Below are 25,550 nucleotides of genomic sequence, written 5' to 3'. Positions count from 1 at the left end.
GCTCTCTCCTTCCGCTGGCCGGGCCGGCCTCGACGAACGCCGGGCCCGGCCAGCTGCCAAACGACAGCATCGCTCGCTACTTCGATGCTGCTCTTCCTTCCGCTTTGTTGCCTTCGCGGGAGTTAGAGACCACAGTCAAGGGAATCCTTAGAGAAGCAACTGAACCTTCTCGTTTGACTTCAGATCGACGGCCGATCCGCGCCACGGTTCGTAGCATCGGCGTGTTCTGTGATTGGATATGCATGACAACGGCCCTTTTGCCGCACTTCTCTACGTAGTCCAGCAGACGCCGCAGCAGGCCCGTCCCGATGCCACGCCGCTGCCAGTCATCTCGCACAAGGAGACCGACCTCTGCATCAACACCTTGAGCGATCAGGTTTGCCACAGCAATGATCGGCTGGCCGTGCTCTGACCGGTCATCACTCACGAGGTGGAGGGCCGCACGGTGAGGACGTCACCATTCGCGAGGGCAAGTGGTTCTGGTCTCACGTCCGGCTGATTAGGCACCTTCCGTTGTTCGGAGGCGCCGCGATCTCCGGGCAGATCGGGAGTGAGGCCGGCTGCCGCGGATCCCGCGAGAGCTGCGTAGTCCACACCGCACAGTTCGACCGACAGGTCCCACAGCAGGCGGCCAGCCTGCGCGTCGTGAGAGTTGACGCTTGATTTCTCGATTGTGGCGGGGCCTCGCGTTCGCCACCAACGGCTTGGCCCGAGGTATACGCCGGATGGAACGTCGGCAGTGGCAGCGCGCAGTAGGGGCTGCGCGCCGTCTTCTGCCGGCTGCGCGATGATGGCGCCGATTGCCTGTAGGGCAGCCACGCTTGCTCGGTGTTTCGGGCTTCGCGGCCTGGGCCACAGCAGCTGTGTTGCTGCCCAGCCCGGGTGGCAGGCGATGCTGCGCATCGGGGCTCCGGATGCGGCGATCAGGCTGTGGAGGTGGTAGGCGAACAGGAGGTTCGCGAGTTTGCTCGCACTGTAGGCGTGGTAGATGTTGGGGTTCTGTGGGCTGGGCCATTCTTGCGTGTTCAGACGCGCGGCGCGGTGGGCGGTGCTGCTGACGGTGACGATCCGCGCGTCAGCTGCGCCGATCAGCTTGTCCAGCAGGAGTCCGGTCAACGCGAAGTGGCCCAGGTGGTTGATACCGAAGCAGGCTTCGAAGCCGTCGAGGGTTCGCCATCCGGGCTCACCGATCACCCCCGCGTTGTTGATCAGGATGTCGACGTGTGGGTGACTGTCGATGATCGCACTGGCCGCGGCTCTGATGGAACGAAGACTTCCTAGGTCGATGCTGACCTCATCGATGACAGCGTCGGGGAACTCATCGCGGATGGCTCGGGCCGCCTCTGCCATCCGGCCCGGGTGCCGGCAGGCCAGGACGACGGTTGCTCCTGCTGCGCCGAGTTGACGGGCGGCTTGGTATCCGATGCCGGCGTTGGCGCCGGTGATCACGGCGATCTTGCCACGCGCGTCGATTGGCGCCTGTCGGGTGTCGTTGGCTGCCCGGAGGGCAGCGCGGGACCGAAGTCCCGACGCTGCCTCCCGTTCGCCGCCCGGCCGAGGTTGATCGGTCGGCATAGTCAGCGGCTGGTTCACCAGTCACCGACCGCGGAGGCACCGTTGTAGGTGCCGAGGTTGACGCTGATCCAGATGCTGAAACGGGTGCCGTCCTTGACGTTGGTCGCCAGATTTCTCCACTGCCGCGGCGGTACGTAGGTCCAGCGGTTGGCGCACGTCGCCCGGCCGGAGTAGACGACGCACGCATGGAAGGGTGCACCCCAGCTGCCGCCGTCTCCGGTGTTCTTGACCTGGATGTCGCGGCACTGGCTCGTGGTGCGGTAGGTACCCGTGCGCGGTGCTGATGCGACCTCCACGCCGTCGAAGACCATGAAGTTGTCGGCCAGGCCGAAACTGGCGCTGTAGGGCGCACTGCGGCAGCCGGACGCTGCCTGTGCCGGTGCCGCCGCCACGGCGAGTCCGGCAGCGATGACCATCAGGCCGACGACGGCGGACAGGGTCTGCCGGATCTTGCCGGTCGTCGGCTGCTGGTCGACCTCGGGCGGCGGCTGGATGGATGCTGACATTGCTCCTCCTAGGTTCTTGCGGGACAAACGGCAGCGGCCGTGGAGGGAGCGGCGCGCTGGTGGTTGGGTTCGGCGACGGTTGCCGTCGAGCCCGTGTGGGGGACGTTCAGACCGGTCCCGGCGGCGGGGATGGCCGCGGCGGGATCGGGGCAAAGGGCCGGCCGGAGGGCGCGGCCGGGCTGTAGTAACGCCTCCAGGACGGGTCCTGTGGGGTCATGGGGTAGCTGTTCAACCAGGTCCAGTCACCGACGACGGTGTGTTGCTGATGACAGGCACCGCCGGCCACCGCGCTCTGGTAGCCGATGCCGGCGTTGACGCCGGTGATCACGGCGATCTTGCCGCGCGCGTCGATTGGTGCCCGTCGGGTCTTGTTGGCTGCCCGGAGGGCAGCGCGGCACCGAAGTCCCGACGCTGCCTCCCGTTCGCCGCCCGGCCGACGTTGATCGGTCGGCATGGTCAGCGGCTGGTTCACCAGTCACCGACCGCTTTCGCACCGAAGTAGGTACCGAGGTTGACGCTGAGCCAGACGTTGAAGCGAGTGCCGTCCTTGACGTTGGTCGCCAGGTTTCGCCATGACTGCGTTGGGACGTAGATCCAGCCGTTGGCGCACGTCGCTTGGCCGGGGTAGACGACGCATGCCCAGAACGGTGCGCCTCCTGAGCCGCCGTTTCCGGCGTTCTTGACCTGGATGTCGCGGCACTGAGTAGTGGTCCGGTATGTGCCCCCGGACGGAAAGGAAGCGACCTCGACGCCGGCGAATTCGCCGAAGGTGTCGTAGATGCTGAAGCTGGCGCTGTAGGGCGCGCTTCGGCAGCCGGACGCTGCCTGTGCCGGTGCCGCCGCCACGGCGAGCGTGGCAGCGATGACGATCAGGCCGAGTACGGCGGAAATGGTCCGTCGGGCTCTGCTACTTGCGCTCCGCGGATCGCGCTCGTGGAGCGGTTGGATGGATGCTGGCATTGCTCCTCCTGGGTTCTTCGGGACAAACGGCAGCGGCCGTGGAGGGAGCGGCGCGCTCGTGGTCGGGCTCGGCGACGGTTGCCGTCGAGCCCGTGTGGGGGACTTTCAGACCGGTCCCGGCGGCGGGGATGGCCGCGGCGGGATCGGGGCAGAGGGCCGGCCGGGGGGCGGCCGGGCTGTAGTAGCGCTTCCAGGACGGGTCCTGTGGGGTCATGGGGTAGCTGTTCAACCAGGTCCAGTCACCGACGACGGTGCGGCCGGCGGCCTCTTCGCGGCGGACGAACCGCGCGAAGTGCTCGCTTTCGCGGTGATGGTCAGTGATCGTCACGCCGGCGCGGTCGTAGCTGTACAGGACTGCTTCCTGGAGCACGAGCAAGGCTTTGTCGTGTCGCAGGCGGTCGTTCTCGTCGAGCTTGAGGCCGTCGATGACGGCGGGTATCTGGTGGTATCGGTCCACGTCGGCAAAGTTGCGCGCGGCGATCTCGGAGCCCATGAAGAAGCCGTTGAACGGGGCGGGGTACTGCACGCCGCCGATTGAGAGCAGCATGTTGCTGATGACGGGCACCGCCGGCCACCGCAGTCCGAGGTCGGCGATCCAGCGGTGCTGCGGGTGCTGGATCGGAACTTCGAGGATGTCGGTCTGGTCGACGGGTAGCGCGTGTAGGTGGCCGTCGTCGGTGGCGACGATCCACGGCAGGATGTCGAACGGTCCGCGATCAGGTGGGCCGGGCCAGCCAAGGGCGGTAGCCAGGCGTGTGAGTGTGCGATTGGCGGGATCGCCGAGGATGTGTTCGCGATCGGTCCAGGCGGCGTACCGGACGAGCTGCGGGTTGATGATTCGTATGGGCGCGGGGCCGCCTGCCGGGACGGGCGGGAAGATGGTGATGGTTGACCGGATGCGGCCGGCGTTGGTTGCGTGATGCAGGTGGCTGACGAGTGCGCGCTGCACGCCGGTGACGTCGGTTGTGTGGCGGTGGTCGTGTACCCGCAGGCTCGGCCAGCGCAGTCGGCCGATGCAGCGGGCGGAGTTGCGCCACGCTACCCGGGCGCCGTAGGTCAATTCGTGGGTGGTGTGCCGCCATGTGCCGGTGGTGGTGATCTCCGAGCGGACATCGCGCCAGCGTCGGGTGAACCCCGCTTGGCCGGTTTCATGGTGCAGCAGGCGGAGGAACGAGTGCGCTTCGCCGAGGACGGCGCTCTGCATCGTCGACGTAGCTGGGTTGGCGACGTCTGCGGTGTTCATCCGTCGACTCCGGCGTCCGGCTCGGCAGGTGGTTGGTGGCGAAAGACCGGCTCGTTGCGGGCGTCGTGCAAGTAGCGGGTTCCTTGCGTGTAGCCGGTGCCGCTGCGCTCAGGTCCGAGGACGCGCACGGCGAGGCGGTAGTGGGTCTGCCGCCACTGGGTGATCGCTGCGGTGAACTCGCGCATCGCGGTGGCGAGGAATGTGTCGGTGGAGGCCAACTGCCGAGCCGCCGCCAAGGCGTCATCGAGACTGACCTGGCCGTGCATGATTGCCGTGCGAACCTCGGGAACTGACAGGTACGCGGCGGAGTTCAGACGCTTGCCGTCTGGAGTGCGGCACAGCGATTCGAGCATCTTGTAGTGACGGGACTGGATGGCGCTCGCGCCGTCGGTGTACCGGCGAAAGGCGTGAAACGCTTCGGGCTGGATCGTGGCCAGCAGCGGCCAAAGCGAAGCGCTCTCGCGCAGCAGTGACGCCGCTGCGGACAGCCTGGCAGCAGCGAGCGGCATCCTGCCGGCCTGTACGGCGTTGATGATCTCGGTGAGATCCGTCGCCAGCAACGCGAAGGTCGTCTCGAAAGCCTGCAGCACGCGAATGAACATCCACTCGTCGTGCATCGTGTGTACCGGCAGCATGCTGACCTGCAGGGCACGTCGGTCCTCGGCGGTGAGGTCCACGTTGACGGCGGCGGTCACGCGTCGCAGCTGAGAGATCTCTGAGAGGTCCATCGTGTCCTCGACGAAGCTGAGGCGCCGCAGTGCTGGCATCACCGCGCGGAGCGCGTGTCGCAGTCTTTTGGCTGCCACGGGCGGTGTCGGGCGCAGTTGTGGAAGCGGCGCTTGGTCGTCGTGGGCAGCTCGGAGCTCGAAGGCGATGAGGTCTGTCAGCAGGATCGCGTGGAGGCGGTCGCGGTTGGCGAGCTGTTGCGCGGCCGCGCCCGGACCCTGGTTCGGGGCTGGAATCGGCAGGAGAGCCAACCCGAGGTATGAGCGGTAGTCGAAGGTGCCGTCGATCTTGTCGAGCGCGCCGGAGAGGAACGCGGACAGGTAGGTGGTGCTGGTGCCGTTGAGCTGCGGGAGCCGGTCCCTGGCGGCGATCAGCGCTTGTGTCCACTCGTCGGGGACGACGTGCTTGCCGTAGTGCTGGTAGGCGGTCACGACCGCGTCGAAGGGAAAACGGTCGGCCGAAGGGCGGCGCTGCGCCAGCCATCGGTGCAGGGGCTGCGCGCTGGTCACCGTGATGCTCCGATCGGCGTCCCGCTGCGGGATTTGATTCGGTACTTGGCGATGGCGTCGCAGAGCGCGTCGATGTCGCTGGCGTTGGTGTAGGCGTGCACGGCGAGGCGCACGACGCCGCGGCGGGGTGCGACGGCGATGCCGTGGTCCTCAAGCCAGGCGGCCATCGCCCACGCGCGTGGCTCCCTCAGCGTGAGGTGCGCGCCTCGCTCGTCCACGCTGCGCGCCAGGTCCACGATCTCGCCTTGCCTTGTGAGCCGGTCGGCGGCGGAGGCCAGGAGCCGTTGCGTGTGTTCACGGACCGCGGCCAGGTCCAGGTCTTCGATCAGCGACAGTCCGGCCACTGCGGCGTACGCCGCGGCGACCGATGGTGTGCCGGTCTCGAGGCGGCGGGCGTGCGCCGGGAAGTCGAGCCGCGTCGCGTCAAAGGCGTGCGGATCGATGCGGCCGAGCCAGCCGGTCAGGGCCGGGGCGGGTCCGTTGGGGTTGCGCGCGTAGAGGAACGCGATTCCCGGCAGGCCCAGCAGGTACTTTCCGGTGCCGGCCATCAGGTAGTCGCAGCGCAGCGCGTCGACGTGCAATGGCATGACGCCGGCGGCCTGGTAGGCGTCGACGATCACGGCGGCGCCGGCGGCGTGGGCGGCGTCGGCGACGCGTCGGATGTCCAGGCGGGTCGCGTCTTGGTGAGTGACGGCGGGCACGGAGACCAGCGCGGTGTCGGTGGTGATGGCGCGCAGGTAGTCAGTGGAGCTGACCCGGCCGGCGCGGGGGCCGCACCAGCGCACTCGCGCTCCGCGGCTTTCCTGGGCCAGCCATACGTGTGCGACGCCGGGGAATTCGGCCGTGGTGCTCAGCAGTTCGCGTCGGCGCCGCCAGCGCAGGCTGGACACCGCTTGGTGGGCGGCGACGCTGACGTTGGGCAGGATCGCGACCTGGTCGACCTCGGCGCCGATGAGTCGGGCGAATCGGCGCCGGGCGTCGGTCACCTGTTCCTCGGCGGCGCTCCAGAAGCCGGGGCGGGACAGGTCGTCCAACATCGCGGCCAGTGCCTGATCCATCGCGGTGCTGCGCGGAGCGATGCTGCACGCGGCCAGGTGCACCGTCTGCTCCAGGCTCGGAAATCGGCTGCGGATGCCCGCCGGGATCCGGACGGCTGTGGCGCTCACTGCTGGGCCTGCCTGCTCTGGCGACCGCGAGGGCTGGATTCGGTCAGCTCGGTGCGCGCCTCCCACAGGGCCGCGAAGTGGCGATGCGAGATGAGCCGGGTGAGGCTGTCGACTGGGGTGTTGCGGGTGCCGAGCACGCCGTGGCCGATGATGCGGGTCGCGATGGTGTAGTGCTGGGTGCGCCAGAGCGCGATCTGCTCGTCGAGAGACACGAGCGCTTCGGCGAGCCGGTACAGCGGGTCGGATGGCTGTCCGCGGTAAAGGTCGATCGGGGTGAGGTCGAGTGAGGCCAGTAGCCGGCTCAGCGCGATGTCGAGTTCGGTGGTGGCCTGGCGCAGCAGTTTCCAGCCGGGCGATTCGAAGCCGGAGCCGTTGCCGAGTTCAGCGCGGAAGGACGCGAACTGCATCGGGTGCAGGTGCCGCAGGATGTCAAGTTGGTGGGTGACCAGCCGCAGGCTCTGCGCGGCCCGCTGGACGAGCAACTCGGCCGCGCCGGGGTGGTCGTCGGCGATGTGGTCGAGCGCGCGCGCCAACTCGTCGTAGATCAGCTTGAACCACAGTTCCGAGGACTGGTGGACGACCTGGAACAGCAGCTCGTCTGGGTGCGCCCCCTCGGTGGTGCTGCGTTGCAGGGAGAGCAGTACGTCGGTGCGCATGTAGCGGGCGTAGTCGGTCGCTGCGGTGCCGGGCAGCACTGCGGGCAGGGGTGTCGTGGACAAGGGTGGTCCTCCGCATGGATTGGATCGGTTACGCCGCGGCCCGGCGGGGATGCTGTATGGGTTCGGCGTGAGGTAGGGGTCAGGCGCGCAGCGCGGACAGCGCGGACGCGGCCACGCGGGACGTCGGCTCTACCAGGGCGGGGTCCGGGGTTGCGTTGAGGCGCAGCGGAGCGGCCGTCAGCGTGAGGTAGAGGTTGGCGTCGTAGGTGACGATGTGGCTTCCGGCCGCGTCGGTGTACTGGTAGGCGCCAGCGCCCAGGGACGCGAGTTCCCGAACGGTCTCGGTCTTGTCATGAACGCGGCGCAGTCCCTCGTACATGACCCGCCCGGCCTCCGGTGCCCCGATGGTGGCCGCCACGGTCACGACGACGCCTCGGGGCAGTTGACCGAGCGTCGCCGTACACGTCAGGTTGGTGGTGGCACCGACCGGACGGCTCTGGTGCTGTTGCTGTCCCACCGGGCCGAACAGTTCGCTCAGCGGCCGGAAATCCAGCGCCGGGCACAGCGCGTCAACGCTTCGGTAAGTCGCTGACGGGCCCGTGGATGTCCCAGCAGTGCCGAACCCGGCGGTGCTGGACGACGCCACCGGTGCGGTCACGGACGTGTCGTCGGCCTCCGAGTAGCCGGTCAGTGCCAATGCCGCAAGACCAAGGAGCATGACAAGAGCCGCAGCCGTTCGGCGAGCAGGCAGGCTCACGCGGTGCCCTGCGCCTTGGGCAGAGGGCATCAGCGCGAGAGCTCCCTGCCGTTCTCGGCTGCCCCTCATGCCAGAGATGGATTGATTTGCTCGACCGTTCATTCGGCAGCACCTAACTGGGGGCACAACGCATCAGCCCACCGCAATATGGCGGCGAGCCCGAACCCATGTCCCTCCCCCGTTGTCGAGGACTGGGTTCTTCGGCATCGAATCCACCACAGCACCTTTGTGTGTGTCTACCAATGCGACTACACCTAGCCGGATACCAAACAACCACATCGGCCAGCCGCAACCATGCTGAGCTGCACAGACAGTGGCAATAAAGGTAGATCGCGGAGATGGTGAAGCTGGTGCCCTGGTGGCGGAAACGCTAGCGTCCAATCCGCCATTGGATGCGGCGGCAGGATGCACCACCGCCGGCCAGGAACATGCAACACGGGGAGGTAATAGATCGTGAATCAACCTGAATCGCAGGTGCGGCAACGCCTAGCGGCATTGGCGGCTTCGGCGTTCGCCCTTGCGATGATCGGCGCGTTTTCCGCCTCACCGGCGAGGGCTGAGGTGAGCCCTTCGAGTTCGGCGACCGCTACAGCCAGCCCTGACAAGCCGACGCCACAACGGTCCACCGTCGAGACGGAGCCCTCGGCGTCGAAGCCGACCGCCACCAGTGCTCCCGACCCGACCGATCCTCCGCCGGAGCCCGACCCCACCACTCCCCCGCCCGATCCCACCACCGCGCCGCCGGAGCCCGATCCGAGTACTCCCCCGCCCGACTCCCCGCCCTCGCCGGAACCAACCCGGGCAAGTCCTCGGCCGTCGAGCAGTGCGCCAGGCGGGGGGCGGACTCCGCAGCAGCCAGGCGGGGGTGCCACGGACCGTGGCGACCGGCCGAGCAACGATGGTGGTACCGCGGAATCATCGGCGCCGTCGCTCCCGGTGACCGGCGGGAGTATTGCTCCGATCGCTGCCGCTGGGGGCGCGGCCCTCATCGCCGGCGTCGCGCTGCTGCTGGCCGGCCGCCGCAAGCCACGATGAGCACAAGCTGGCCCAGCTGACGCAGGCGGAAGGAGCAGCCAGTGACGACGCAGCACCCGGACCGGGCGGTCTGGCCATCCTCGATCGAGGACGTCCCCACCACCGCGCCCGGCCGGGCGCCTGCGGTCGAACCCGTTCGCCGCACCGCTACCCCACCTGAGAGCGGCATCCGCACCGGCACGCATCCCGCTGGCTCCGACCCGATACGGTCCATGGCGTCCGGTGGCAGAAGCGTCCGACGGAGGCGATGGGCGCGCGGACCTGCGGCGCTCGCTCTGGCGGCCCTGCTCACGGGTGCGTCCATCGGATTCGGCCTGCGCTACACGGTCGTGCCACCGCCTCGTCACACACCGACGGCTACGGCGCCCACCGCATCGGCTGGCGCAGCGTTCGCGCAGCGCCAGGCAGCGGTCAACCGGGCCAGTCTGCCGACGCCCGACATCGCGGACTTCGCCGGTCCTTGGCTCGGCAAGGTCGGCGGGTGTTCCGTCGATGCCATCAGCGAAGCGCAGCGCGGCAACGGTGAGACGACTCGAACCCGCTGTACGGCAGGCATCGTCACCAGTTACTGGATCACGTACCGCAACCTCGCCGACCGGGAGGCCGCAGAGGCCCGATACCGCAGCCAGGCGGCGAACGCAGCCACCCTGGCGTCGGGTGCGGCACCTCCGACGCAGCAGAGCAGCGCGGCCGGCCGCACCGTGCAGTACATCGAATACGCCTACCGAATCCCCACCGGCGACCGCGCGGGACAAGTCGTGGTCGCCATCTGGTGGAGCGACCCCACGAAGCCCATCGCAGGAGTCTTCACCTGTTACTGGGCTGAGCTGGCATCCTCGTGGGTACCACTACGCGACCTGTGGGCACAGGCCGCCACGACGCCCGGTCAGCGGTAGGCGGCCAGTGCCGGCAGCCGCCCGGCGGCGATCTCCTCGACGGCGTGATGCACCGCCGTCGCCGGTACGACGACCTCGCGGCCCGCCCACGGCACGGGAAGTGTCGCCTGCCCGCACTGCGCACACCACGATCCCGCCTGCCAGACCTGCCACGCACGGCCAGCCAGCGTGCCACTGCGGCGGCTACTCAACCGAGCCAGCGCGAGAGCCGCCGCAGGAGCACCCACCAAACCGACGAGACCCATCATCAGGGCGCATGCGGCACGGTCAGCTGCCGGTGCCGCGACAACGCCGTATGCCAGCAGACACAGCAACCCGCCGCTGATCCCCGCCAACACCATGGGCCGGCGGGGTGACCGCGGCTGGACCGGCGGTCGCAGGAGGTCCGCCAGCCCTGTGGTCGACGTCGTCACGCTGCGACCTCGAGCCACCAGAACTCGCGGTGCCAACATGGTGGTGCGGGTGTGGGCCGTCCTGATCCCTGCGGCGTAGACCGAGGCCAAATGGCGTCGACCGCCGGTGGCGCCACAACACCGGCTAGCGACACGAGATGACATATCGCGAGTATGAACGCCTGCACCGACATAGCGACGACTAGCGCTACAGCGTCCCACCGTCACGCCCTGTCCCTGCACTGGATGCGGCGCTTTCATACCGGCCAATCGGGCAGCCGACAGTCAGACTCGGATCCCAACGCCTCCCACCATCGGCGACCTCTCAGGCGCACTCGCGTACGGGTCAGATCCATCCCCGAGTGGTCGCCATTCGGAAAGGCGCGCCAAGCCCGGCTCCAGCAACGAGAAGTCACCGAAGAGCGGGGTGATCTCCTCTGGGGACCGGAGGGTAATCTCGGTGCGGGCCTGTGTGCGGTACACGTCTTTCGCTACCTGAACGGAGTCCTCGCCGTGGGTGTCTACCGCCACATGGCTGAGGTGAGAGATCGCGATGGCACTCCCGACGACAAGGCGATCTCGCAGAGGGGCGACGACGGCCTCGACCTGCGACGGGGAGACCTGCTGGAGGACCGCGAAGTACAGCAGCGCGGCCGGCTGATCCAGATCGAACAGCGTCGCAAGATCCCCCTCCGCCAGGGCATCGAGAACCAGATCTGGCCGTGTGAAGTCACCCTCGATCGCCCTACAGTAAGGGTTGCCGGAGAGGATTTCGTTGGACGCGACGATGGCGACCGGGTCGATGTCGACGTACAGAACGCGTGCCGTCGGATCCACACGTTGAACGATGTGGTGGACGTTTCCCTGCGTGGGAATTCCCGAGCCGAGGTCAATGAACTGCCGGATTCCCCGCTCCGCCAGCGCCTGAACCGCTCGGCCGAGGAACTGCCGGTTTGACAGCGCGATGTCGGCGCTCTCCGGCACCACCCGCTGAAGCGCCTGCGCCGCCGCGCGGTCAGCTGGGAAGTTGTGCTTCCCGCCCAGCAGGTAGTCGTACATCCGAGCCACGGTTGCCCGTCCCCCGGCAGATGCTGGCTCCTGGCCCGTCTCGTCGCTCACCATGCGCCGCTCCCCGTTCTGTACAGGACGGCGGCGAGCGCCGTCCTGTGTGACCTCCGTTGCGGACCGGGAGCCTAGCGGAGAAGACCACAGTGGCGTGACGGCAAGCGGCGGTGTCCGTAGGGGCTCCGTGACTCGGCGGATGCCGCTACACTCCGATCTTTGGTCACACACTGGCGGTCACGGTGTCAGGAGGTCCACAGTGTGGTGGAGACGAGCACGCGTCGCTTGGCGCCTGCGCCGGGCCGGAGTGCCCGACCCACCGCAGCCCTACACCGTCGAGGCGTGGTGCGAGGCGATAGCCGTAGCCCAGGGACGCGCAATCCGGATCAACTGCGCCGAGCTACAAGCAGATTGGCCGCCGGGGTTCTTCTTCAACAGCGCCGAAGCTGACTACATCTTCACCGACGTCAGACTGCCATCGCTAACTCGAACACAAACCATTCTTCATGAGCTTGCCCATCTGCTCCTGGGGCACCGAGGCAACGCACTGCACGGAGACATCGACCCTTCCGCAGAGGCTGACGCCGAGATTGCCGCAGACATCCTGTCATGTCAGCTCGCGCGAGCGGCCCGTGCCGCCCGACGAGTGTCGGCATCGCCGCAGGAGGCGGAGCTGATCGACCGGCACTGGCGCACCCGGGACTGGATGAACGACCGCTGGGACGGCTGGCAGCTGGATCTGCTCTGGGTAAAGCTCAGAGCGGAAGTCCCCGATGCGCCGCTGATCCTCGTGCCGCACGACGATGAGCCCGCGCCGGCACTGGGCGGCAGCCGCCGCACCTACCGTCGCGTCGTCGAGGTCCACGAGCAACTGCGTCGGCTGCGGCCGTGGTACTCGGAGGATGTTCGCGTCAGCGCCCTGCGGCGCGCAGAGAGGTGCCGGTTAGGCCCGGCGGACGCGGCGGCGGTTGCCGAAGCAGCAGTCATCGCCGTCGCGCTTCGGCGTCGGAAGGCCGGGGCGCCTCCCGCAGACGAGAAATCCGTGCTGCCTCAGCGCGACTCGGGCCACCTAGACATCCGCAAGGAGACACGGCGCCTTGCCAAGATATCCCGCGCCCTTCATCAATCTCCGCTCGTCCACGCCGAACTCGCGCGATGGGGCACCGCGACCAGAGGCGGCGGACTTCACCGACATGTCGCGTCGCCGGATAAGGACCGCCAACGCTGGTGGTTTGCTGCTTAACCGGGCCCAGCACGCCCGGCCTGCCGGCCGCCGCCAGTCTGGGTGATGCCTCCAGCCCGGTGCCGCCGCAGCCGCACCGCAAGGACATCCACGCCGACCGGCTCAAACCTGCGCTGCCGGCTGATGTTGTCACGGAACTCGCTCGGAAACGTCTCGTCACCGAACAGTGGTCCGGCCCCCAGCGAGCACCCGAGCTGTAGTAGCTCTCGGCGGTGCTGCTCATCGACGACACCTGGAACGACCACGCTCATGTCCAGGTCCATGCCGAGGTCCACCGCCGCCCGAATAGTGGACCGGGCAGTGCTCCACCCGCCGTCCAGGGCGTAGGCAGCATGCACAGAGACGAAGTCGAACTCTGCGGCGCTTAAGAGCTCAAGGCCGCGGTCGCCGCTACCGAACTCCTGCAACATGAACCGCACGCCGCTGCGCCGAAGGTCGCGGTACGCGTCGAGGTCCTGAATGCCTTCTGACGGTGCGATCGCCAAGACCAGCGTCGCGGGCGGCGCGTCAAACTTCCGGAGCAGATTCCGGACGGCCTGGACGAGCTTCGCGTTGACCGATCGGCCCGGCACGGGGATAACCAGCCCTGCGTGCGACAGCTTGGGGCGCCAGGTTTGGGCGGCGGCCAGCGACCGTGTCAGCGTGGTCTGCGTCAGGGCATCCAGCGCTTCCTGGTCGTTGATCAGTTGATAGACATATTCGTCTGCCGAGAGGACTTCGTAGGGAGAGTACAGCCACCGAGGGAGTGCCTGAGCCAACACGGTAGCTCCCGATGCGAGGTCAACAATCGGCCTGAAGGAGATCGACATTCGGGAATTCCGAAGCTCTGCGCCGAGCGTGAGCGGGCCAGGTTGTTCGGTCGTGGCGACAAGAGGATCGCGTCCTTGCTGCACCGATCGCCACATCCGCCTCTCGGCTAGCTTTAGAAGTTCCTCGGCGTCTGCTCGGGACCCGGAGACCATGCCTGCGCTGGCTCGCACCGCTACGCTTTGGCCGCCATCTTGCACTTCTCGGCGAAGGTTGGATACTGCCCAGCAGGCCCGCTGATAGGCGGTGGCTTCGGAGGACGCCCAGACGGCAACCCCGAACTCGTGATCACCGATTCTGCCGACCGCCGCTTGGTGTTCGCGGAATGACCTCTCAAGTCGCTGCGCCAGCTTGGCCAGGACGCTGTCGGCGCGGTCCCGACCTATTGCTTCGCTGATGAACTTGAAGTTTTCGAGGCCGATGGCGATGAGGTGACAAGAGTCAGTGCCCTCAGCCGCTACGACTCGCCGTGTGAACGCCATCCTGTTCGACAGGCCGGTGACGGCATCTTGAGTCGCGGCGAGCGCATGGCCGGCTGATTCCTCGCTCAACCGCTGATATGCGAACGCGATGTCAACGCTCGTGGAGATCGCCGATGCCAAGGCGCGCATGGTCGAGCGTTCGCGAGGCGTCAACACATCACGGGGCCCTTGCAGGTAGATCCGCAGGACTCCGTGCACGCCGGCGGCCTCCGCGCCGATCTCTTGGACGATCGATGGAGGACCCACTCCCTCAAGTCTGGGTGCGCCCGACGCGGCACCGTCGTACACGACCAAGGCGTCGCCGTCGGCTCGAACCAGCCTTCTAGACGCGCCGACCTCGACCTCCGCCGTGCGGGCACCGAAAAGGTCGACTGCACCCCGAGCCGCCGTACGCAGAACCTCGTCAAACTCCCTAGTAGTCAACGCATCGATCAGGGCAGCCAGCTTCTCCCAAACTCGGCGCTCCTCACGCAGCTTAAGCCGAAGCGACAGGACGCCATGTAGCACAAGCATGGCGACAGGAAGGATGACGAACGCTCTTTTGTCGAGACTGATTAGCGTTGCTGCGACGCCCGATATCACCGCCTCCGCCACACCAACTATCAGCCTCATTTGCCACATGTATCGCAGCATCGCCTTGAACTTACGACCTGTGGAAAGGCATACTGCCGTCGTGGTAGCCAACTCGTCCAGTAGCCAGATGACGAGCGCTGCACTGGCGATTGCTAACAGACAGCGTTGAATCGGGAGGTCAACGCTAACAGCTCTATCGAACGCGGGTCGAATACCGTAGAGCGACATGACCGCAGCGGCAAGCATCGCCGCGACGATATCTTTGCTGATGTTGTGGACGGCCTTATGAAGGCTCGCCGACCGGGGATACCTCGTCAACACCTTCGCAGCGGAAGCCCCGACAGCCACGCAGACGATGACCCACGGCGCCGGCAGCGCCGAAGCACACACAAGGCACGCCGTGGGAGTCAGCGTTATTCTCATGGGGATTCGCGCCGGGAGTGGCGCAGAGAAGATCGCCCCGACTGCTATCAGCGATGCGCCCGTGAGAACGTAGACGAGATGGTGTTGCGCTGGCTCGCTCAGGTGGACGAGCGCCCATCCCAGGCCAACCAGCGCCATTACAACCAGCGTTGCGGTGAACAAAGTCAATGCGAGGCTGTTTCTGCGGAGCGCGTCCATTTAGCCCCCCGTGGCTATTCGGCCCCCCAGCTTTCAAGTCGCTCACAGTAGCAGACCGGTGACGTCAGCTCCACTCAAGCCCTTTACGCATAGCCCCTCCCCTCGCATGGGTACCTGCTAACTCGGCCGAATGTATTCACCGAGTTAGCCGATTTTCAATGCAAAAGTGTCTTTTTGCCCATCCACAGCACACATCGGCACCTTGAGGGTCGCCGCCTGCGCACGGGCGACTGCGTAGCGAGCACAAGCCACCACCGCACGCGAGCGAGAGAGCAACGTTGAGTCCGCGCCCGGCAGGTCGTGAGAACCTACGGCGATAGATGCGCCACTCTCCGCAAGCGACCTTCGAGCCGAGCGCGCCCACACCACATCGGCCCCAACCGGTTGAGTTCTTCGACCCCCCACAAGTGACGCGCTGGGCGCCGGCTTCAAAGCCGGTCCACACCCGCGCACGACTCGCCTCGTCGACTTCTGCTCGCCGTGCCGCCCGCGGGCGGGCAGGGACCCGTCAGTAGCTGCCTTCCTCAGGATTGGGTGGAGGGTGTTTGGGTGTCGTTGGCTGCGTGGCTGCGGTCGAGGATCAGCACGTAGGAGAACAGGCCCGACCGTGCGCCGGATACCTGTTCGTGCACGGAGAGGAGTTCGCCGGTGCCGGGATTGATGACGAGCTGCGTCGTGGAGCCGTCCGCGGTCACCGTGAAGCCGAGCCCGGTCCGTCCGGCGATGTCTGTTTGCTCGCCTTGATAGGCGATGTTCGGCACGGCAGCTAGGACGCGCAGAGTGGTCCGGCGCTGATCCTGGTTCAGGTACTGGTGGGTAGCGAGGCCAGTGACGCCATGGACGAGGATTCGCGGGTAGGCGGGCCTACCGGCCAGTTCGCGTGGGGCCAGTGCGCTGGCGAGCGCGGTGGCGTCGGTGGGCAGCGGTTCCGCAAGGTAGGCCTTCAAGGCCCCCGCGGGGTATGGGGTGGTCGTCTTTCGGGCAGTTGCGAAGCGGTCGCGCTCGGCGGGGGCCGGGCGGTGGGCGAGGCCAGGAACGTCGGGGAGCCGGCGGGTCTCCTCACGGCCGGAGTCGTCGGCGTCGCGGCGCCAGCGCTGGAGATCGGTGCGGGTGATCTTGTTCGTGGCGCGGGTCCACGACTGGGTGTGCAGGTAGGTGTAGGGCAGGCCCGTGACGGCATCGGCGGGTGTCCTGCCGACGTTCCGCGCGAGGGTCATCAGGCGTTGGTGCGGGGTGAGGCCAGGATCGGTGACGGCCGTTGGAAGCGCTGTGGTGCTCTGCTGCCGTGGCGTTCCGGACGCAGGTTGCGGGTGGGTCTGGCCGGCGGGGGTGCTTGACTGGCAGGCAGTGAGCAGGACTCCGAGAGCGCTCGCTGTCATCAGGTGGGCGAGAGCAGTCCATCGGGGCATGGGCATCGTGGTGATGATTCCTCCCTGGATAGATAAGTGGTCAGAGGGCTGGCGCTGGTCCGCTTCGGCGTTGAGGCGGCCCGGCGATGTTGTGGTTGGTCGGCAGTCGGGACGTAAATGCGCGGCCGCCGCCCGGTCTGTTTCCGTTGGCATGTAGGGCTAGGTGGCGCTGCGGAGCAGGTTGGTCAGTACCTGTTGGCCGCGGACGGTGAGCACGGCCGTCAGGGAGCGCCGGTGTGGCACCTGCCGCAGGTGTCCGTCGGCGAGCAGCACATTGAAGGTGTCGCGGACGGTGCCCTCTGAAGGACGATTGGTGCCATCTGAAGGGGCATCCACCGTGGCGGCCAGCTCACGCACCGTCCAAGTACGAGTGGGATCCTCAAGCAGCGCCGTGTAGATGCAGCGCCGCTTTCCCACCATCGATACACCGTCCGAGCCCAATTGCTCACCGCCTAGTCAGATTGGCCTGCCGCATGGGACGGGCTGCTGTCAGTGAGCGACGTGTCGGCCGCCACGGGCGTCCCATGGATCGGCTGGTCGGAGGCGTTGGCCGGTGAGCCGATGGTGACCGCGACCCACTCGGCGTTATGCCGACGAGCGTGCGTGGTTGCCGGCTTCGGGGAAGGCAGCATCAGGTGGCCATGCGGGCGTGGAGGGTGACGTTGCTGCCGACGCGTAGCAGGACCCCCGGGTCCAGCATGAGTCGGTCGAACTGGTCGAGTTCGGCGCTGGTGAACCCGACGGTGCCGGTGAGCTGATCCCGCAGGTGCCGGGCGGTGTGGCGGTAGAGGGCGCATCCGGGTCCGCCTCCGCGGCTGGTCTCGGTGTGCGTGGTGGCGCACACCTGGTCCATGCCCAGGGCAACGAGCAGCCCAATGGTGGCGTCGGCCGACGGACAGGCCGCCGGAGACCGAGTGAGTGCATGGATCGCCCGGATAACCTGGTCGATGACGGTGGTGCCACCTGGGACAGCGGTGTAAACGACCGGCGGGGCGACGATGGTGCCGGCGAGGATAAGCCAGCCCCCGGAGCGGAGCAGCGCAATCACCGGTGCCAGCGCGCCGAGATGGTCTGGCTGACGGTGGGCGAGCACGATGTCGTAGCCCCGTGGATCAGCAGGTGAATCCGTCCCGGTTGAAGCGTCGACGGCGGTGACCTGTCCGCTCGCGCCGACCAGGCGGGAGACGTGCGCGATGTCGGCCGCGCCAGTGAGGTCTAAGACTCGGTGCCCGGTGCTGACGTTGACCCGCTCGAGTTGGTCGGTCAGTAGTCGCGTGAGTGTTGCTTGTGCCGCTGCGTGCCACTGCTGTCCGCCGATCGGCGCCTCGGTGTTGATGTTCTGGTCAGCGCGGCTAGTGCTATGAATCATGGTGTTGAGCTCCCATCGGTGATGCCGCCGCGAAGTCGTGTGGCGGGTCGTCGATTCCGGCCGGGTGGCCGTGGCGTTGGTCGACGCAGTTGGCACGCATGCGGGCTAGTTCTTGGCGCAGGCGCGGGCCGTCGCGGTGACCTGGGTGCGCGGCGCGGTGCTCGGCGGTGGCTCGGGCGAGGAGTTGACGCGCTTGGGCGCAGTGCCCGTCTTGATAAAGGACGAGGGCGAGGGTCGCTTGGGCGGCGAGGGTGGGCAATGCCCGGGGACCGTCGGCGAGGGTGTGGTGGCGGATGAGATCGCGGCAGCAGTCGGCGGCTTCGGGGAGTTTGCCGGTACGGCGGTACGCGATGGCCAGGACCTTGAGGGCGCCACGTGCCTCCGGTGACGTGGCGCCGCGCAGCCGCCGCAGGGAGCGGCAAGCCCACCGGGCCCAGGGCAGTGCGGCGCTGGGATCGTCGTTCGTGAGGGTGAGTTCTGCGAGCAGGGCGGCAGCGTTGGCGGTGGCGACGTCCAGGGCGGGGGCAGGTCGTCGGTGGGATCGGTGTGCAGCAGGCCGGTCTGCAGCGCTTCGATCGCGCGTGCGTGGTCGCCGTGATCGGCGCGTGCCCGGACGTAGGTGAGCCGTTGTGCCATGGACATCCGGGGTCCGACGAGCTGTCGGGGCTCGGATCGCCACGTGATATGCAGGTCGGTGGACCCGGCTCCGACCGCGACGCGGTGGATGCCTCCGGGTGCGTACGCGGCAGCGCATTGAATCTTGCCCGGAGGTACGAGGTGAGGGGCGCGGTGCAGCACGGCTTGGGCGACCGTGTCGCGCAGCGCTTGCGCTGGCAGGGGTGCGCGTCCGCAGGCGGGCATGCACAGGTAGACCGGCTGGCGCCCGGGCAGCTGCACCAGGATCATCGGGTGGTCGCAGTCATGGCAGGTCACCAGGCCCGGCGGGACGGGGGCGGCTGGCACCGCGCGGGCTCGCGCCACCCACTCGTCGATCGTGGCGGATGACAGGCCACGCTCGCGGGCCACCTCGCTGATCGCATGGTGTAGGTCGTGCTCGACGGCACGCTTGAGCGTCGCGGCGACCGCGTCGGCAACGAACGCAGGCGTCCATGGGGTAACCGGCGTGCTCCGCGACGGCATAGCTTGTCCCTTTCCTGATCAGGTGGTTCTCGCGGTTGGCAAGCCAGTCAGTGCTGGCCATGAGGGGATTGCTTGGGTGCAGACGGCGCGGTGGTTTTCACTGGCGGGCGTCGCAGCGATGTCCGTGATGCGGGCGCGATGTGGATCGCCTTTGGGCAGGTAGCGGGCGGCGATGGTCGTGGCGACGGTGAGGCAGCGATGGGCGATGTCGCGCCATCCGCAGTCGCGGTAGAGGCACGCGAGTTGTGTAAGCGTTTTCAGGCTGACCGGCGCTTCGGGTCCGTGCCGTTGTGCGGCAGTGGTGTAGACGTCTGCGAGGTCTCGGATTGCCCTTTCACAGCGGCCGACGCGGTGGTGTGCCTGGGCCATGCCGGCGCGGGCGTACAGGGTCCGCTCGTGGCCGTGGCCGAGTTCGGCGGTGGCGAGGTCGACCAAGTCGCGGTAGGCGGTGACGGCCTGGTCGGCGTGTCCGGTCAGCGCGGCCAGGGGTGCCAGCATCGCCGCCGCGTCGAGGCGCTCCGCGGGGTGATTGGTGCGGTGGGCGAGCGTGTGGGCGTAGACCGCCCACTGGTAGGCGTCATGGAGATCACCCAGCGTCTGCCGCGCGGCGGCGTGGTCGATTGCCCTCCGAGTGGGCATCTGGTGGAGCCCTCGCGCCGGTTGCGGTGCCCGGGGCATGGTGAGGTGCATGGTTGTTCCCTTGCGTTCGTCGAAGGGCTGGCGGGGACTGTGCGGTGAGGCACGAGGCGCCGGTCAAGTGCTGCTCACGTCGGTGGGCCTGAAGTGGCAGCCAGCCGATGGGTTCCGTCCTGGCCCGGCGCGCTAGTGGGCGGGGCTTGGGCGATGGTGGAGGTGAACTGGTAGGAGCGCAGCACCACCATCGGGTCGGCCATCAGCTCGGAAAAGCGGTCCAGGTCTTCTTCCGTCGCGCCGTCGACCAGCAGTTGGTCGGCCAGTTGGAGGACGTTGTCGGCGTAGAGCTGGCAGCCGGGGCCGCCGCCGGTCCAGGTGCTGGCGGTGGTGCGGGCGTGCACGTGGTTCATCCCGGCGTGCAGCAGCAGGGAAGCTGCCCTGTCGCCCCAGTGCAGGTCGACGCCCTGGCTGGCGAGGACGTCGAGAACGCGGTGCACAACGGTGGCGAGTAGTTCCGCGTCTTCGGGGGAGGGAGCGCGGTGCACCCACATCTGGGCGTAGACGATGTCGCCGAGGACCAGCCATCCGCCCGGCTTCAGTACGGAGATCATCTCGTCGAGCAGGTCGGTTCGGTTGGCAAGCGGCGCCAGCGCGCAGCGCGCATTGATCAGGTCGAACGGCGCGGTTTCGGCGGGTATTTGCAGCCCGTGGTGCAGGTCGCGTTCGTAGACGTGGACGATCGCGGTGGGGTCGAGCAGTTTCGCGTCGTCGTCTAGGGCGACGACGCGACCCGACGATCCGACCAGGCCGGCGAGGTGACGCGTGAGCGAACCAGCTCCAGCGCCGACATCGAGCGCTCGCTGCCCGGTCCGGACTCCGATGCGCGCGAATTCACGTGTCGTGATCGGGTCGAACACCTTTGTGAGGTCTCGGGGCGGCGTGCTGCTGCTTATCTGGTTGCGTTGTTGGGTGGACGTCATCGGTTCCTCCTAGGTTCAACCCTGGTTCGCGAGAACGCGGATGCCGCTGTGGGTCCAGCGCAGCTCGACGGACTCGGGGCTGTGGACGAGGGCCTGATCGACAAGCCGGATCAGGTGTTGGCGTAGGTCGGCTCGGGTGGACTCCTGCCATCGCTGGTAAGTAATGAGTGGCCGGGTGGCCGCGGTGCGCCGGTCGTAGGCGGCGGCGAAGCCGACGACGAGTGCTTCCAGATGCTCCGCGTCGTACAGAGCCCCAGGGCAGAAGCAGACATAAAAGCGGCGACGCGGGGCGGCGGCGTAGGGCTGGAGGAGACCTCGGCAGGTGGTGCAGCTGCCAGGTCGGTGAGCAGCCAGAGGCTGGTGTCGTCGTCGTTCACGTTGTCACCGCCCTTGCTCGCTTAAAGGTGGGTGGGGTGGTCGGCGGCGCCGTTCGGGTCGGCGACGCCAACCACCCACCGCCGCCCGCGGTGGATGCTCGGACGGCGGCCCTGCACCTGATGGGGCCGGACCTGCCAGGTGCAGGGGTACAAGCGAGGCGCGGAGGTCGCTTGGCCGGGCTGCGAAGGGCGGCGTCGGCGGTCATCGTGGGGATCCCGCGGGAACGGCGAGCACGTCGTGCAGGCGGGTGGGATTGGCGCGCAGCTCGGCTGCGGGGGCGTGCAGGGCGATGGTGCCCCGGTCGAGGACGGCGACGTCGTGCGCGATGTCGAGAGCGAGGGCAAGGTTCTGCTCGGCGAGCAGGACAGCACTGCCGGTCGCAGCAAGGCCGGTGATGATCGCGGCGAGCTGGCCGACGACGGCAGGAGCGAGGCCCTCGGAGGGTTCGTCGAGGAGCAGCACCTGCGGCCCGGCGAGCAGGGCGCGGGCCAAGGCGAGCATCTGCTGTTCGCCGCCGGAGAGTTGGTGGGGCCGGTGGTGACGACGCTCGCCCAGCGCGGGAAACAGGTCGAGGATCTGCCGTGCGGTGATGCTGCGGGGGCGGCCGGGATGCGGTCGGGGCAGCGCGAGGTGCTCGGCGACGGTGAGGCCGGCGAACAGGCGGCGTCCTTGCGGAACGAGGCCGACGCCGGCGCGGCAGCGGCGGCGGGCAGAAAGGCCAGTCACCAGCCGGTCGTTGAGGACGATTTCAGTACCCGACAGCGCGGGGTGCAGGCCAGCGATGGTGTTGATCAAAGTGGTCTTGCCGGCGCCGTTGCGGCCGACCACGGCGCTCACCCTCCCGGCCTGCACATCGAGGCTGACGCCGGTGAGCACAGGCGCGCCGTGATGCCCGGCTCGCAGGTTGCGCACCCGCAGGACCGGCGGCGCGTCTGCGGGTGGGCCGGTGGTAACGCCGGGCGTTGTGGGCCCGTGGTCGGCGGGATCGGCCTCAGCGAGGTAAACGCGGCGCACGTCCGGGTGGGCGCGCACCTCTTTGGGGGTGCCGGTGGTGAGGTGTTGGCCGTGGTGCAGGACGGTGACGGTGTCGGCGACCGCAGCGACGAGATCGAGGTTGTGATCGACCAGCAGAACGGCGATCTCTGTGGGCAATGCGCTGATCAGCTCGGCAAGGCGGGTGACCTCGGTGCTGGCGAGGCCGGCGGAGGGTTCGTCGAGCAAGAGCAGTCGGGGCTGGGCGGCCAGGGCGACGGCGACTTCGAGACGGCGTTGGTCGCCGTACGAGAGCTGGCTGGTGGGCCACTGGGCGCGCTCGGCCAGCCCGACCCGGTCCAACGTGTCCAGGGCCGCCGCCGACGCGCGAGGCCGCAGGCGCAGCGCGGCCAGGTGCTGCCCGGGCACGGCGAGTAGAACGTTCTGCGCAACGGTCAGCGGGCGGGCGAGAGCGGGATGCTGCCAGGTGCGTGCGATTCCGGCGCGGGCGCGGCGGTGGGCGGGCCAGCGGTGGATGTCGTTTCCGGCGTAGTGGATGCGCCCCGACGTGGGCCGCAGGGTGCCGGCGATCAGGTGCAGCAGGGTGCTCTTGCCGGCGCCGTTGGGTCCGATGAGCGCATGCCGGGCCCCGGCGTACAGGTCGAGGCTGACCTCGTCGACGACTCGACGGGCGCCGTAGGCGCGGCTGACGGTGTCCAGTCGCAGCAGCGGTGTGCTCATGTCCGCTCCCGATCGCGTCGGGTGATGAGGCCGGCCAGCCGATGCCGGGGCAGGTAGGCCAGGGCGAGGAAGCAAACGCCGAGCAGGGTGATGCCGTGGCCGCTGAGTAGGCCACCGGCCCAGTCCCGGGCGGCCACCAGGAGGATCGCGGCGGCGCAGGCGCCGATCATGCTGCCGGACCCGATCAGCGCGGCGGCGAGGGCGATCGCGGATACGCCCATGGCGGCGTCGGCGGGCGAGACGTATCGGGTCACCGCAATGAGCAGCGCGCCGGCCGCGCCAGCGATCGCACCGGCGAGGGTGTAGGCGGCGAGGAGGAGTCGGCTGGTGTGGTGGCCGGCGGCTTGCACGCGGGGCTCGTGGGCGGCGATGCCGCGCAGGAGCAGGGCGAAGCGAGTGCGGGTGAGAAGGATGACGGCGGTGCCGATGATCAAGGTGCACGCGAGGACGTACAGGTACACCCAGCCGGGCCGGACCATCGGCGGCAGGCCGGGCAGCGCGACCACCGCCCCGGTGTGGGTGCCTTCGCTGCCGCCCAAAGCCCACTGGCCGGCGGCGGCGTGCACGAGTTCACCGATACCGAACGTGACCATGAGAAAGGTGGTGGCCCGGACCCGCACCGCCAGCAGGCCGGTCACAGCGGCGGCGATCGCCCCGGCGGCGCTCGCCGCGAGCAGGTGGACCGGGCCAAGGTTGGTAAGCGTGGCGAGCGTGGCGGCGGTATACGCGCCGACGACGAGGTACGCGGCCTGCCCGAGGGGTGGTTGCCCGGCCAGCCCTACCAGCAGCTGCGCGCTCATCGCGAGTACCGCCATGAGCAGGGCGGTGGCGGCAAGCGAGACGACGTAGGCGTTGACCATCCATGGCAGCGCCACTGCCGCCGCGACGACGATCCCGGGGGCGATGGGTACCAGGCGCGCCGTCCGGCTGACGGTTAGGCGTTCGGTCGTGGCGGTGTTGGGGGCGGGTGTGAGGGTGGTGGTCACGCGGGCCGTCCTGCAAGCGAGGGGCGGTGTCGGATGGTGAGCGCGATCAGCATCGCGGCGGCAAGGACAAACGCGGCGGCACCGGGGACGAGGGCGACGCCGAGGGTGAGGGTTTGGCCGACGCCGAGGGCGGCGAGCAGGGCGCCGCGGATGCTGCCGAGGCCGCCGACGACGCAGACGATCAGGGAGTAGACCAGGATCGTGGTGTCCACGCCGGGGGCCGGGCCGATGACCGGGGCGCCGAGCACGCCGGCGGTGACCGCGAGGACTCCCCCGCCGACCAGCACGGCGGCCCGGGTCGTGCGGGTGCGTAGTCCGGTGGCGGCGGCCATGTCGGGGTCGGCGACCACGGCTCGCACGACCGCTCCGGCGCGGGAACGCTCGACGAGCCAGATCAGCAGCACCACGATCAGGGCGGCGACCGCGATGAACCCCAGCCGGTAGAGCGGGTACTGGTAGTCGCCGAGGCTGACCGACCCGGCGAGTGCGTGGGGTGGGTCGACGGAGCGCGGTTCGGCGCCGAAGACGGTGCTGAACTGGTCGGCGGCGATGTACGCCACCCCGAGGGTGGCGAGCACCTGGTCCAGCGGGCGGTCCGTGAGGGGGCGCACGGCGGCGGCGAGGCCCGCTCCCCCGAGCGCGCCGACCAGGACCGCGGCGGCGAGGGCCAGGCCGAGGCCGGCCGAGCCGCCGTCGGCGAGGTGCCAGGCGAGGTACGCGCCAGCGAGGTAGAGGGTGCCGTGGGCCATCGAGAACACCCCGGCCACGCCGAAGATCAGCGTGAGTCCGGCCGCGATGACGAACAGCAGCAGTCCGTACGCGACCCCGTCCAGCGCGGTGATCGTGTAGGGGTTCACCAGCCCGCTCAGGCCCACGGCACTCCTCCTTCCGAACGCAGGTCAGGCGGAGGCGAGGCGCCGGCCGATGGTGGTGTGCATCAGGTAGCCCGACAGCATCAGCTGCGGGTCCATCAGCACCTGCCGCAGCTCGGCCAGGTCATCGCGGCTCATGCCGGCGGCGACCAGTTCGGCTTCGCGCTGGATCGAGTTGGAGTGGTGCAGCCGGCAGATGCCGGTGCCGCCGCGCCACGAGCGGGACTCGATGCGGCTCTCGACAGCGACCAGGCCGAGGCGCAGCATCACCTCCGGCACCCGCTGCGCCCAGCCCATGTCCGCGCCGCGAGACTCGCCGTAGGCGAGCAGGGCGCCCTGGAACCGCTCGATCAGCTCGGTCGCCCGAGGGCTGGGGCTACGGCGGATCATGTCGCGCCAGGTGCAGTCCCAGTCCGCCACCACCACCGCGCCGCCCGGGACGAGAGCACGCGTCAGGTCGGCGAGGACCTGCTCCCGCTCAGGCAGGTGCATCAGCACCAGACGGGCGACGATCGCCTGCTGCGACCCCGCGGGCAGTTCGATCTCGCGGATGTCGCCGGCCCGGACCGTGACATTGGGACCCTCAGGGATGTAGCGGGGGTCGAGGTCCACGGCGGTGACGTGCCCGTCCGGGGCGACCTGGTCGGCCAGCCAGGTCGTCAGCGTGCCCGCCCCGGCGCCGATCTCCGTGACCTTCCAGCCCGGCCCGACCCCAAGCTCGAACAGGGTCCGGCGGGTGCCAGCGTCGAGGATCTCAGCGAGGTGACGCAGCTGGTTGGCGGCCTCAGTGGTGGCGTTGTCGAACATGTACCCGGCCTGCTGCTCGCCGGTTGCGGTCGTGGTCATGGTGTCTGTGCC

General features: G+C 68.5%; 27 protein-coding genes. 3 read left to right on the top strand and 24 right to left on the bottom strand.

Annotated features, from left to right (window positions below; genetic code table 11):
* Positions 1 to 76 precede the first annotated feature (76 nt).
* The 11 genes from AB0C20_RS10985 to AB0C20_RS10935 form a co-directional block, all read right to left on the bottom strand.
* Entirely contained in the window at positions 77 to 337 is a 261-nt protein-coding gene (locus tag AB0C20_RS10985) for a GNAT family N-acetyltransferase (protein ID WP_357567830.1), read from the bottom strand.
* Between the two features lie 86 nt (positions 338 to 423).
* The gene (locus AB0C20_RS10980; protein WP_357567824.1) at positions 424 to 1,593 is read right to left on the bottom strand and encodes an oxidoreductase; all 1,170 of its coding nucleotides are present in this window, start codon (positions 1,591 to 1,593) and stop codon (positions 424 to 426) included.
* Positions 1,590 to 2,081: a hypothetical protein gene (locus tag AB0C20_RS10975; protein ID WP_357567823.1), complete on the bottom strand. Its 492-nt coding sequence runs from the start codon at positions 2,079 to 2,081 to the stop codon at positions 1,590 to 1,592. The genes AB0C20_RS10980 and AB0C20_RS10975 overlap by 4 nt, the downstream gene beginning before the upstream one ends.
* Positions 2,082 to 2,187: 106 nt before the next feature.
* Positions 2,188 to 2,553: a hypothetical protein gene (locus tag AB0C20_RS10970; RefSeq protein WP_357248122.1), complete on the bottom strand. Its 366-nt coding sequence runs from the start codon at positions 2,551 to 2,553 to the stop codon at positions 2,188 to 2,190.
* A complete protein-coding gene (locus tag AB0C20_RS10965) occupies positions 2,550 to 3,041 on the bottom strand; it encodes a hypothetical protein (protein ID WP_357567822.1) in 492 nt (163 codons plus the stop codon). Before AB0C20_RS10965 ends, AB0C20_RS10970 begins: the two co-directional genes overlap by 4 nt.
* Positions 2,989 to 4,284, bottom strand: a complete 1,296-nt coding sequence (locus tag AB0C20_RS10960; protein WP_357567821.1) for a nitric oxide synthase oxygenase — start codon at positions 4,282 to 4,284, stop codon at positions 2,989 to 2,991. Before AB0C20_RS10960 ends, AB0C20_RS10965 begins: the two co-directional genes overlap by 53 nt.
* Positions 4,281 to 5,519: a tryptophan 2,3-dioxygenase family protein gene (locus AB0C20_RS10955; protein WP_357567820.1), complete on the bottom strand. Its 1,239-nt coding sequence runs from the start codon at positions 5,517 to 5,519 to the stop codon at positions 4,281 to 4,283. The genes AB0C20_RS10960 and AB0C20_RS10955 overlap by 4 nt, the downstream gene beginning before the upstream one ends.
* Positions 5,516 to 6,556, bottom strand: coding sequence for an aminotransferase class V-fold PLP-dependent enzyme (locus tag AB0C20_RS10950; protein ID WP_357567829.1), 1,041 nt, complete (start codon positions 6,554 to 6,556; stop codon positions 5,516 to 5,518). Before AB0C20_RS10950 ends, AB0C20_RS10955 begins: the two co-directional genes overlap by 4 nt.
* A gap of 125 nt (positions 6,557 to 6,681) precedes the next feature.
* Positions 6,682 to 7,404 (bottom strand): tryptophan 2,3-dioxygenase family protein, encoded by a 723-nt coding sequence (locus tag AB0C20_RS10945; RefSeq protein WP_357567819.1) that lies wholly within the window; start codon positions 7,402 to 7,404, stop codon positions 6,682 to 6,684.
* Positions 7,405 to 7,483: 79 nt separating this feature from the next.
* Complete coding sequence (locus AB0C20_RS10940) at positions 7,484 to 8,062, bottom strand: hypothetical protein (RefSeq protein ID WP_357567818.1); 579 nt, start codon at positions 8,060 to 8,062, stop codon at positions 7,484 to 7,486.
* Between the two features lie 497 nt (positions 8,063 to 8,559).
* The gene (locus AB0C20_RS10935; RefSeq protein ID WP_357567817.1) at positions 8,560 to 8,766 is read right to left on the bottom strand and encodes a hypothetical protein; all 207 of its coding nucleotides are present in this window, start codon (positions 8,764 to 8,766) and stop codon (positions 8,560 to 8,562) included.
* A 271-nt stretch (positions 8,767 to 9,037) separates the two neighbouring features.
* On the opposite strand from AB0C20_RS10935, the gene AB0C20_RS10930 reads away from it, so the two are divergent.
* Positions 9,038 to 9,136: an LPXTG cell wall anchor domain-containing protein gene (locus AB0C20_RS10930; protein ID WP_357567816.1), complete on the top strand. Its 99-nt coding sequence runs from the start codon at positions 9,038 to 9,040 to the stop codon at positions 9,134 to 9,136.
* A gap of 329 nt (positions 9,137 to 9,465) precedes the next feature.
* The gene (locus tag AB0C20_RS10925) at positions 9,466 to 10,032 is read left to right on the top strand and encodes a hypothetical protein (RefSeq protein WP_357567815.1); all 567 of its coding nucleotides are present in this window, start codon (positions 9,466 to 9,468) and stop codon (positions 10,030 to 10,032) included.
* Here AB0C20_RS10925 and AB0C20_RS10920 read toward each other — a convergent pair.
* Both AB0C20_RS10920 and AB0C20_RS10915 read right to left on the bottom strand, forming a co-directional pair.
* Complete coding sequence (locus AB0C20_RS10920) at positions 10,023 to 10,445, bottom strand: hypothetical protein (protein WP_357567814.1); 423 nt, start codon at positions 10,443 to 10,445, stop codon at positions 10,023 to 10,025. The two genes, AB0C20_RS10925 and AB0C20_RS10920, sit on opposite strands and share 10 nt — an antisense overlap.
* Positions 10,446 to 10,709: 264 nt before the next feature.
* Positions 10,710 to 11,546 (bottom strand): SAM-dependent methyltransferase, encoded by an 837-nt coding sequence (locus AB0C20_RS10915; protein WP_357567813.1) that lies wholly within the window; start codon positions 11,544 to 11,546, stop codon positions 10,710 to 10,712.
* Positions 11,547 to 11,793: 247 nt separating this feature from the next.
* Here AB0C20_RS10915 and AB0C20_RS10910 point away from each other — a divergent pair, with 247 nt between their 5' ends.
* Positions 11,794 to 12,729, top strand: coding sequence for a DUF6545 domain-containing protein (locus tag AB0C20_RS10910; protein ID WP_357567812.1), 936 nt, complete (start codon positions 11,794 to 11,796; stop codon positions 12,727 to 12,729).
* Here the strand turns inward: AB0C20_RS10910 and AB0C20_RS10905 are convergent.
* The 11 genes from AB0C20_RS10905 to AB0C20_RS10855 all read right to left on the bottom strand — a co-directional run bounded on the left by AB0C20_RS10905 (position 12,726) and on the right by AB0C20_RS10855 (position 25,538).
* Complete coding sequence (locus AB0C20_RS10905; protein ID WP_357567811.1) at positions 12,726 to 15,212, bottom strand: EAL domain-containing protein; 2,487 nt, start codon at positions 15,210 to 15,212, stop codon at positions 12,726 to 12,728. The genes AB0C20_RS10910 and AB0C20_RS10905 overlap by 4 nt on opposite strands.
* 524 nt (positions 15,213 to 15,736) lie before the next feature.
* Entirely contained in the window at positions 15,737 to 16,429 is a 693-nt protein-coding gene (locus AB0C20_RS10900) for a hypothetical protein (protein ID WP_357567810.1), read from the bottom strand.
* A gap of 351 nt (positions 16,430 to 16,780) precedes the next feature.
* Positions 16,781 to 17,041: a hypothetical protein gene (locus AB0C20_RS10895; protein ID WP_357567809.1), complete on the bottom strand. Its 261-nt coding sequence runs from the start codon at positions 17,039 to 17,041 to the stop codon at positions 16,781 to 16,783.
* Between the two features lie 211 nt (positions 17,042 to 17,252).
* Positions 17,253 to 18,086, bottom strand: coding sequence for a hypothetical protein (locus AB0C20_RS10890; RefSeq protein ID WP_357567808.1), 834 nt, complete (start codon positions 18,084 to 18,086; stop codon positions 17,253 to 17,255).
* Positions 17,980 to 18,744, bottom strand: coding sequence for a tetratricopeptide repeat protein (locus AB0C20_RS10885; protein ID WP_357567807.1), 765 nt, complete (start codon positions 18,742 to 18,744; stop codon positions 17,980 to 17,982). The genes AB0C20_RS10890 and AB0C20_RS10885 overlap by 107 nt, the downstream gene beginning before the upstream one ends.
* 404 nt (positions 18,745 to 19,148) lie before the next feature.
* A complete protein-coding gene (locus AB0C20_RS10880; RefSeq protein WP_357567806.1) occupies positions 19,149 to 19,820 on the bottom strand; it encodes a hypothetical protein in 672 nt (223 codons plus the stop codon).
* A 74-nt stretch (positions 19,821 to 19,894) separates the two neighbouring features.
* Positions 19,895 to 20,743 (bottom strand): methyltransferase domain-containing protein, encoded by an 849-nt coding sequence (locus tag AB0C20_RS10875; protein WP_357567805.1) that lies wholly within the window; start codon positions 20,741 to 20,743, stop codon positions 19,895 to 19,897.
* A 579-nt stretch (positions 20,744 to 21,322) separates the two neighbouring features.
* Positions 21,323 to 22,834, bottom strand: a complete 1,512-nt coding sequence (locus AB0C20_RS10870; RefSeq protein WP_357567804.1) for an ATP-binding cassette domain-containing protein — start codon at positions 22,832 to 22,834, stop codon at positions 21,323 to 21,325.
* A complete protein-coding gene (locus tag AB0C20_RS10865) occupies positions 22,831 to 23,820 on the bottom strand; it encodes a branched-chain amino acid ABC transporter permease (protein WP_357567803.1) in 990 nt (329 codons plus the stop codon). The genes AB0C20_RS10870 and AB0C20_RS10865 overlap by 4 nt, the downstream gene beginning before the upstream one ends.
* Complete coding sequence (locus AB0C20_RS10860) at positions 23,817 to 24,695, bottom strand: branched-chain amino acid ABC transporter permease (RefSeq protein WP_357567802.1); 879 nt, start codon at positions 24,693 to 24,695, stop codon at positions 23,817 to 23,819. The genes AB0C20_RS10865 and AB0C20_RS10860 overlap by 4 nt, the downstream gene beginning before the upstream one ends.
* Positions 24,696 to 24,719: 24 nt before the next feature.
* On the bottom strand, positions 24,720 to 25,538 hold the full coding sequence (locus tag AB0C20_RS10855) for a class I SAM-dependent methyltransferase (protein WP_357567801.1): 819 nt from the start codon (positions 25,536 to 25,538) through the stop codon (positions 24,720 to 24,722).
* Between the last annotated feature and the right edge of the window lie 12 nt (positions 25,539 to 25,550).

Origin of the sequence: Micromonospora sp. NPDC048843 (assembly GCF_040649965.1) — a bacterium.
In the GTDB taxonomy this organism is placed as follows: Bacteria; Actinomycetota; Actinomycetes; order Mycobacteriales; family Micromonosporaceae; genus Micromonospora; species Micromonospora hortensis.
This window is presented reverse-complemented; position numbering and strand designations above follow the sequence as displayed.

Excerpts from the sequence above, each read along its gene's own strand:
- AB0C20_RS10950 (WP_357567829.1), bottom strand. The coding sequence starts at position 6,556 with ATGTTGGACGACCTGTCCCGCCCCGGCTTCTGGAGCGCCGCCGAGGAA.
- AB0C20_RS10875 (WP_357567805.1), bottom strand. The coding sequence starts at position 20,743 with ATGACGTCCACCCAACAACGCAACCAGATAAGCAGCAGCACGCCGCCC.
- AB0C20_RS10915 (WP_357567813.1), bottom strand. The coding sequence starts at position 11,546 with ATGGTGAGCGACGAGACGGGCCAGGAGCCAGCATCTGCCGGGGGACGG.
- AB0C20_RS10975 (WP_357567823.1), bottom strand. The coding sequence starts at position 2,081 with ATGTCAGCATCCATCCAGCCGCCGCCCGAGGTCGACCAGCAGCCGACG.
- AB0C20_RS10880 (WP_357567806.1), bottom strand. The coding sequence starts at position 19,820 with ATGCACCTCACCATGCCCCGGGCACCGCAACCGGCGCGAGGGCTCCAC.
- AB0C20_RS10895 (WP_357567809.1), bottom strand. The coding sequence starts at position 17,041 with ATGGTGGGAAAGCGGCGCTGCATCTACACGGCGCTGCTTGAGGATCCC.
- AB0C20_RS10870 (WP_357567804.1), bottom strand. The coding sequence starts at position 22,834 with ATGAGCACACCGCTGCTGCGACTGGACACCGTCAGCCGCGCCTACGGC.
- AB0C20_RS10900 (WP_357567810.1), bottom strand. The coding sequence starts at position 16,429 with ATGACCCTCGCGCGGAACGTCGGCAGGACACCCGCCGATGCCGTCACG.
- AB0C20_RS10940 (WP_357567818.1), bottom strand. The coding sequence starts at position 8,062 with ATGCTCCTTGGTCTTGCGGCATTGGCACTGACCGGCTACTCGGAGGCC.
- AB0C20_RS10855 (WP_357567801.1), bottom strand. The coding sequence starts at position 25,538 with ATGACCACGACCGCAACCGGCGAGCAGCAGGCCGGGTACATGTTCGAC.
- AB0C20_RS10905 (WP_357567811.1), bottom strand. The coding sequence starts at position 15,212 with ATGGACGCGCTCCGCAGAAACAGCCTCGCATTGACTTTGTTCACCGCA.
- AB0C20_RS10965 (WP_357567822.1), bottom strand. The coding sequence starts at position 3,041 with ATGCCAGCATCCATCCAACCGCTCCACGAGCGCGATCCGCGGAGCGCA.
- AB0C20_RS10960 (WP_357567821.1), bottom strand. The coding sequence starts at position 4,284 with ATGAACACCGCAGACGTCGCCAACCCAGCTACGTCGACGATGCAGAGC.
- AB0C20_RS10885 (WP_357567807.1), bottom strand. The coding sequence starts at position 18,744 with ATGCGCTGCCGCGTACGCACCCGGAGGCATCCACCGCGTCGCGGTCGG.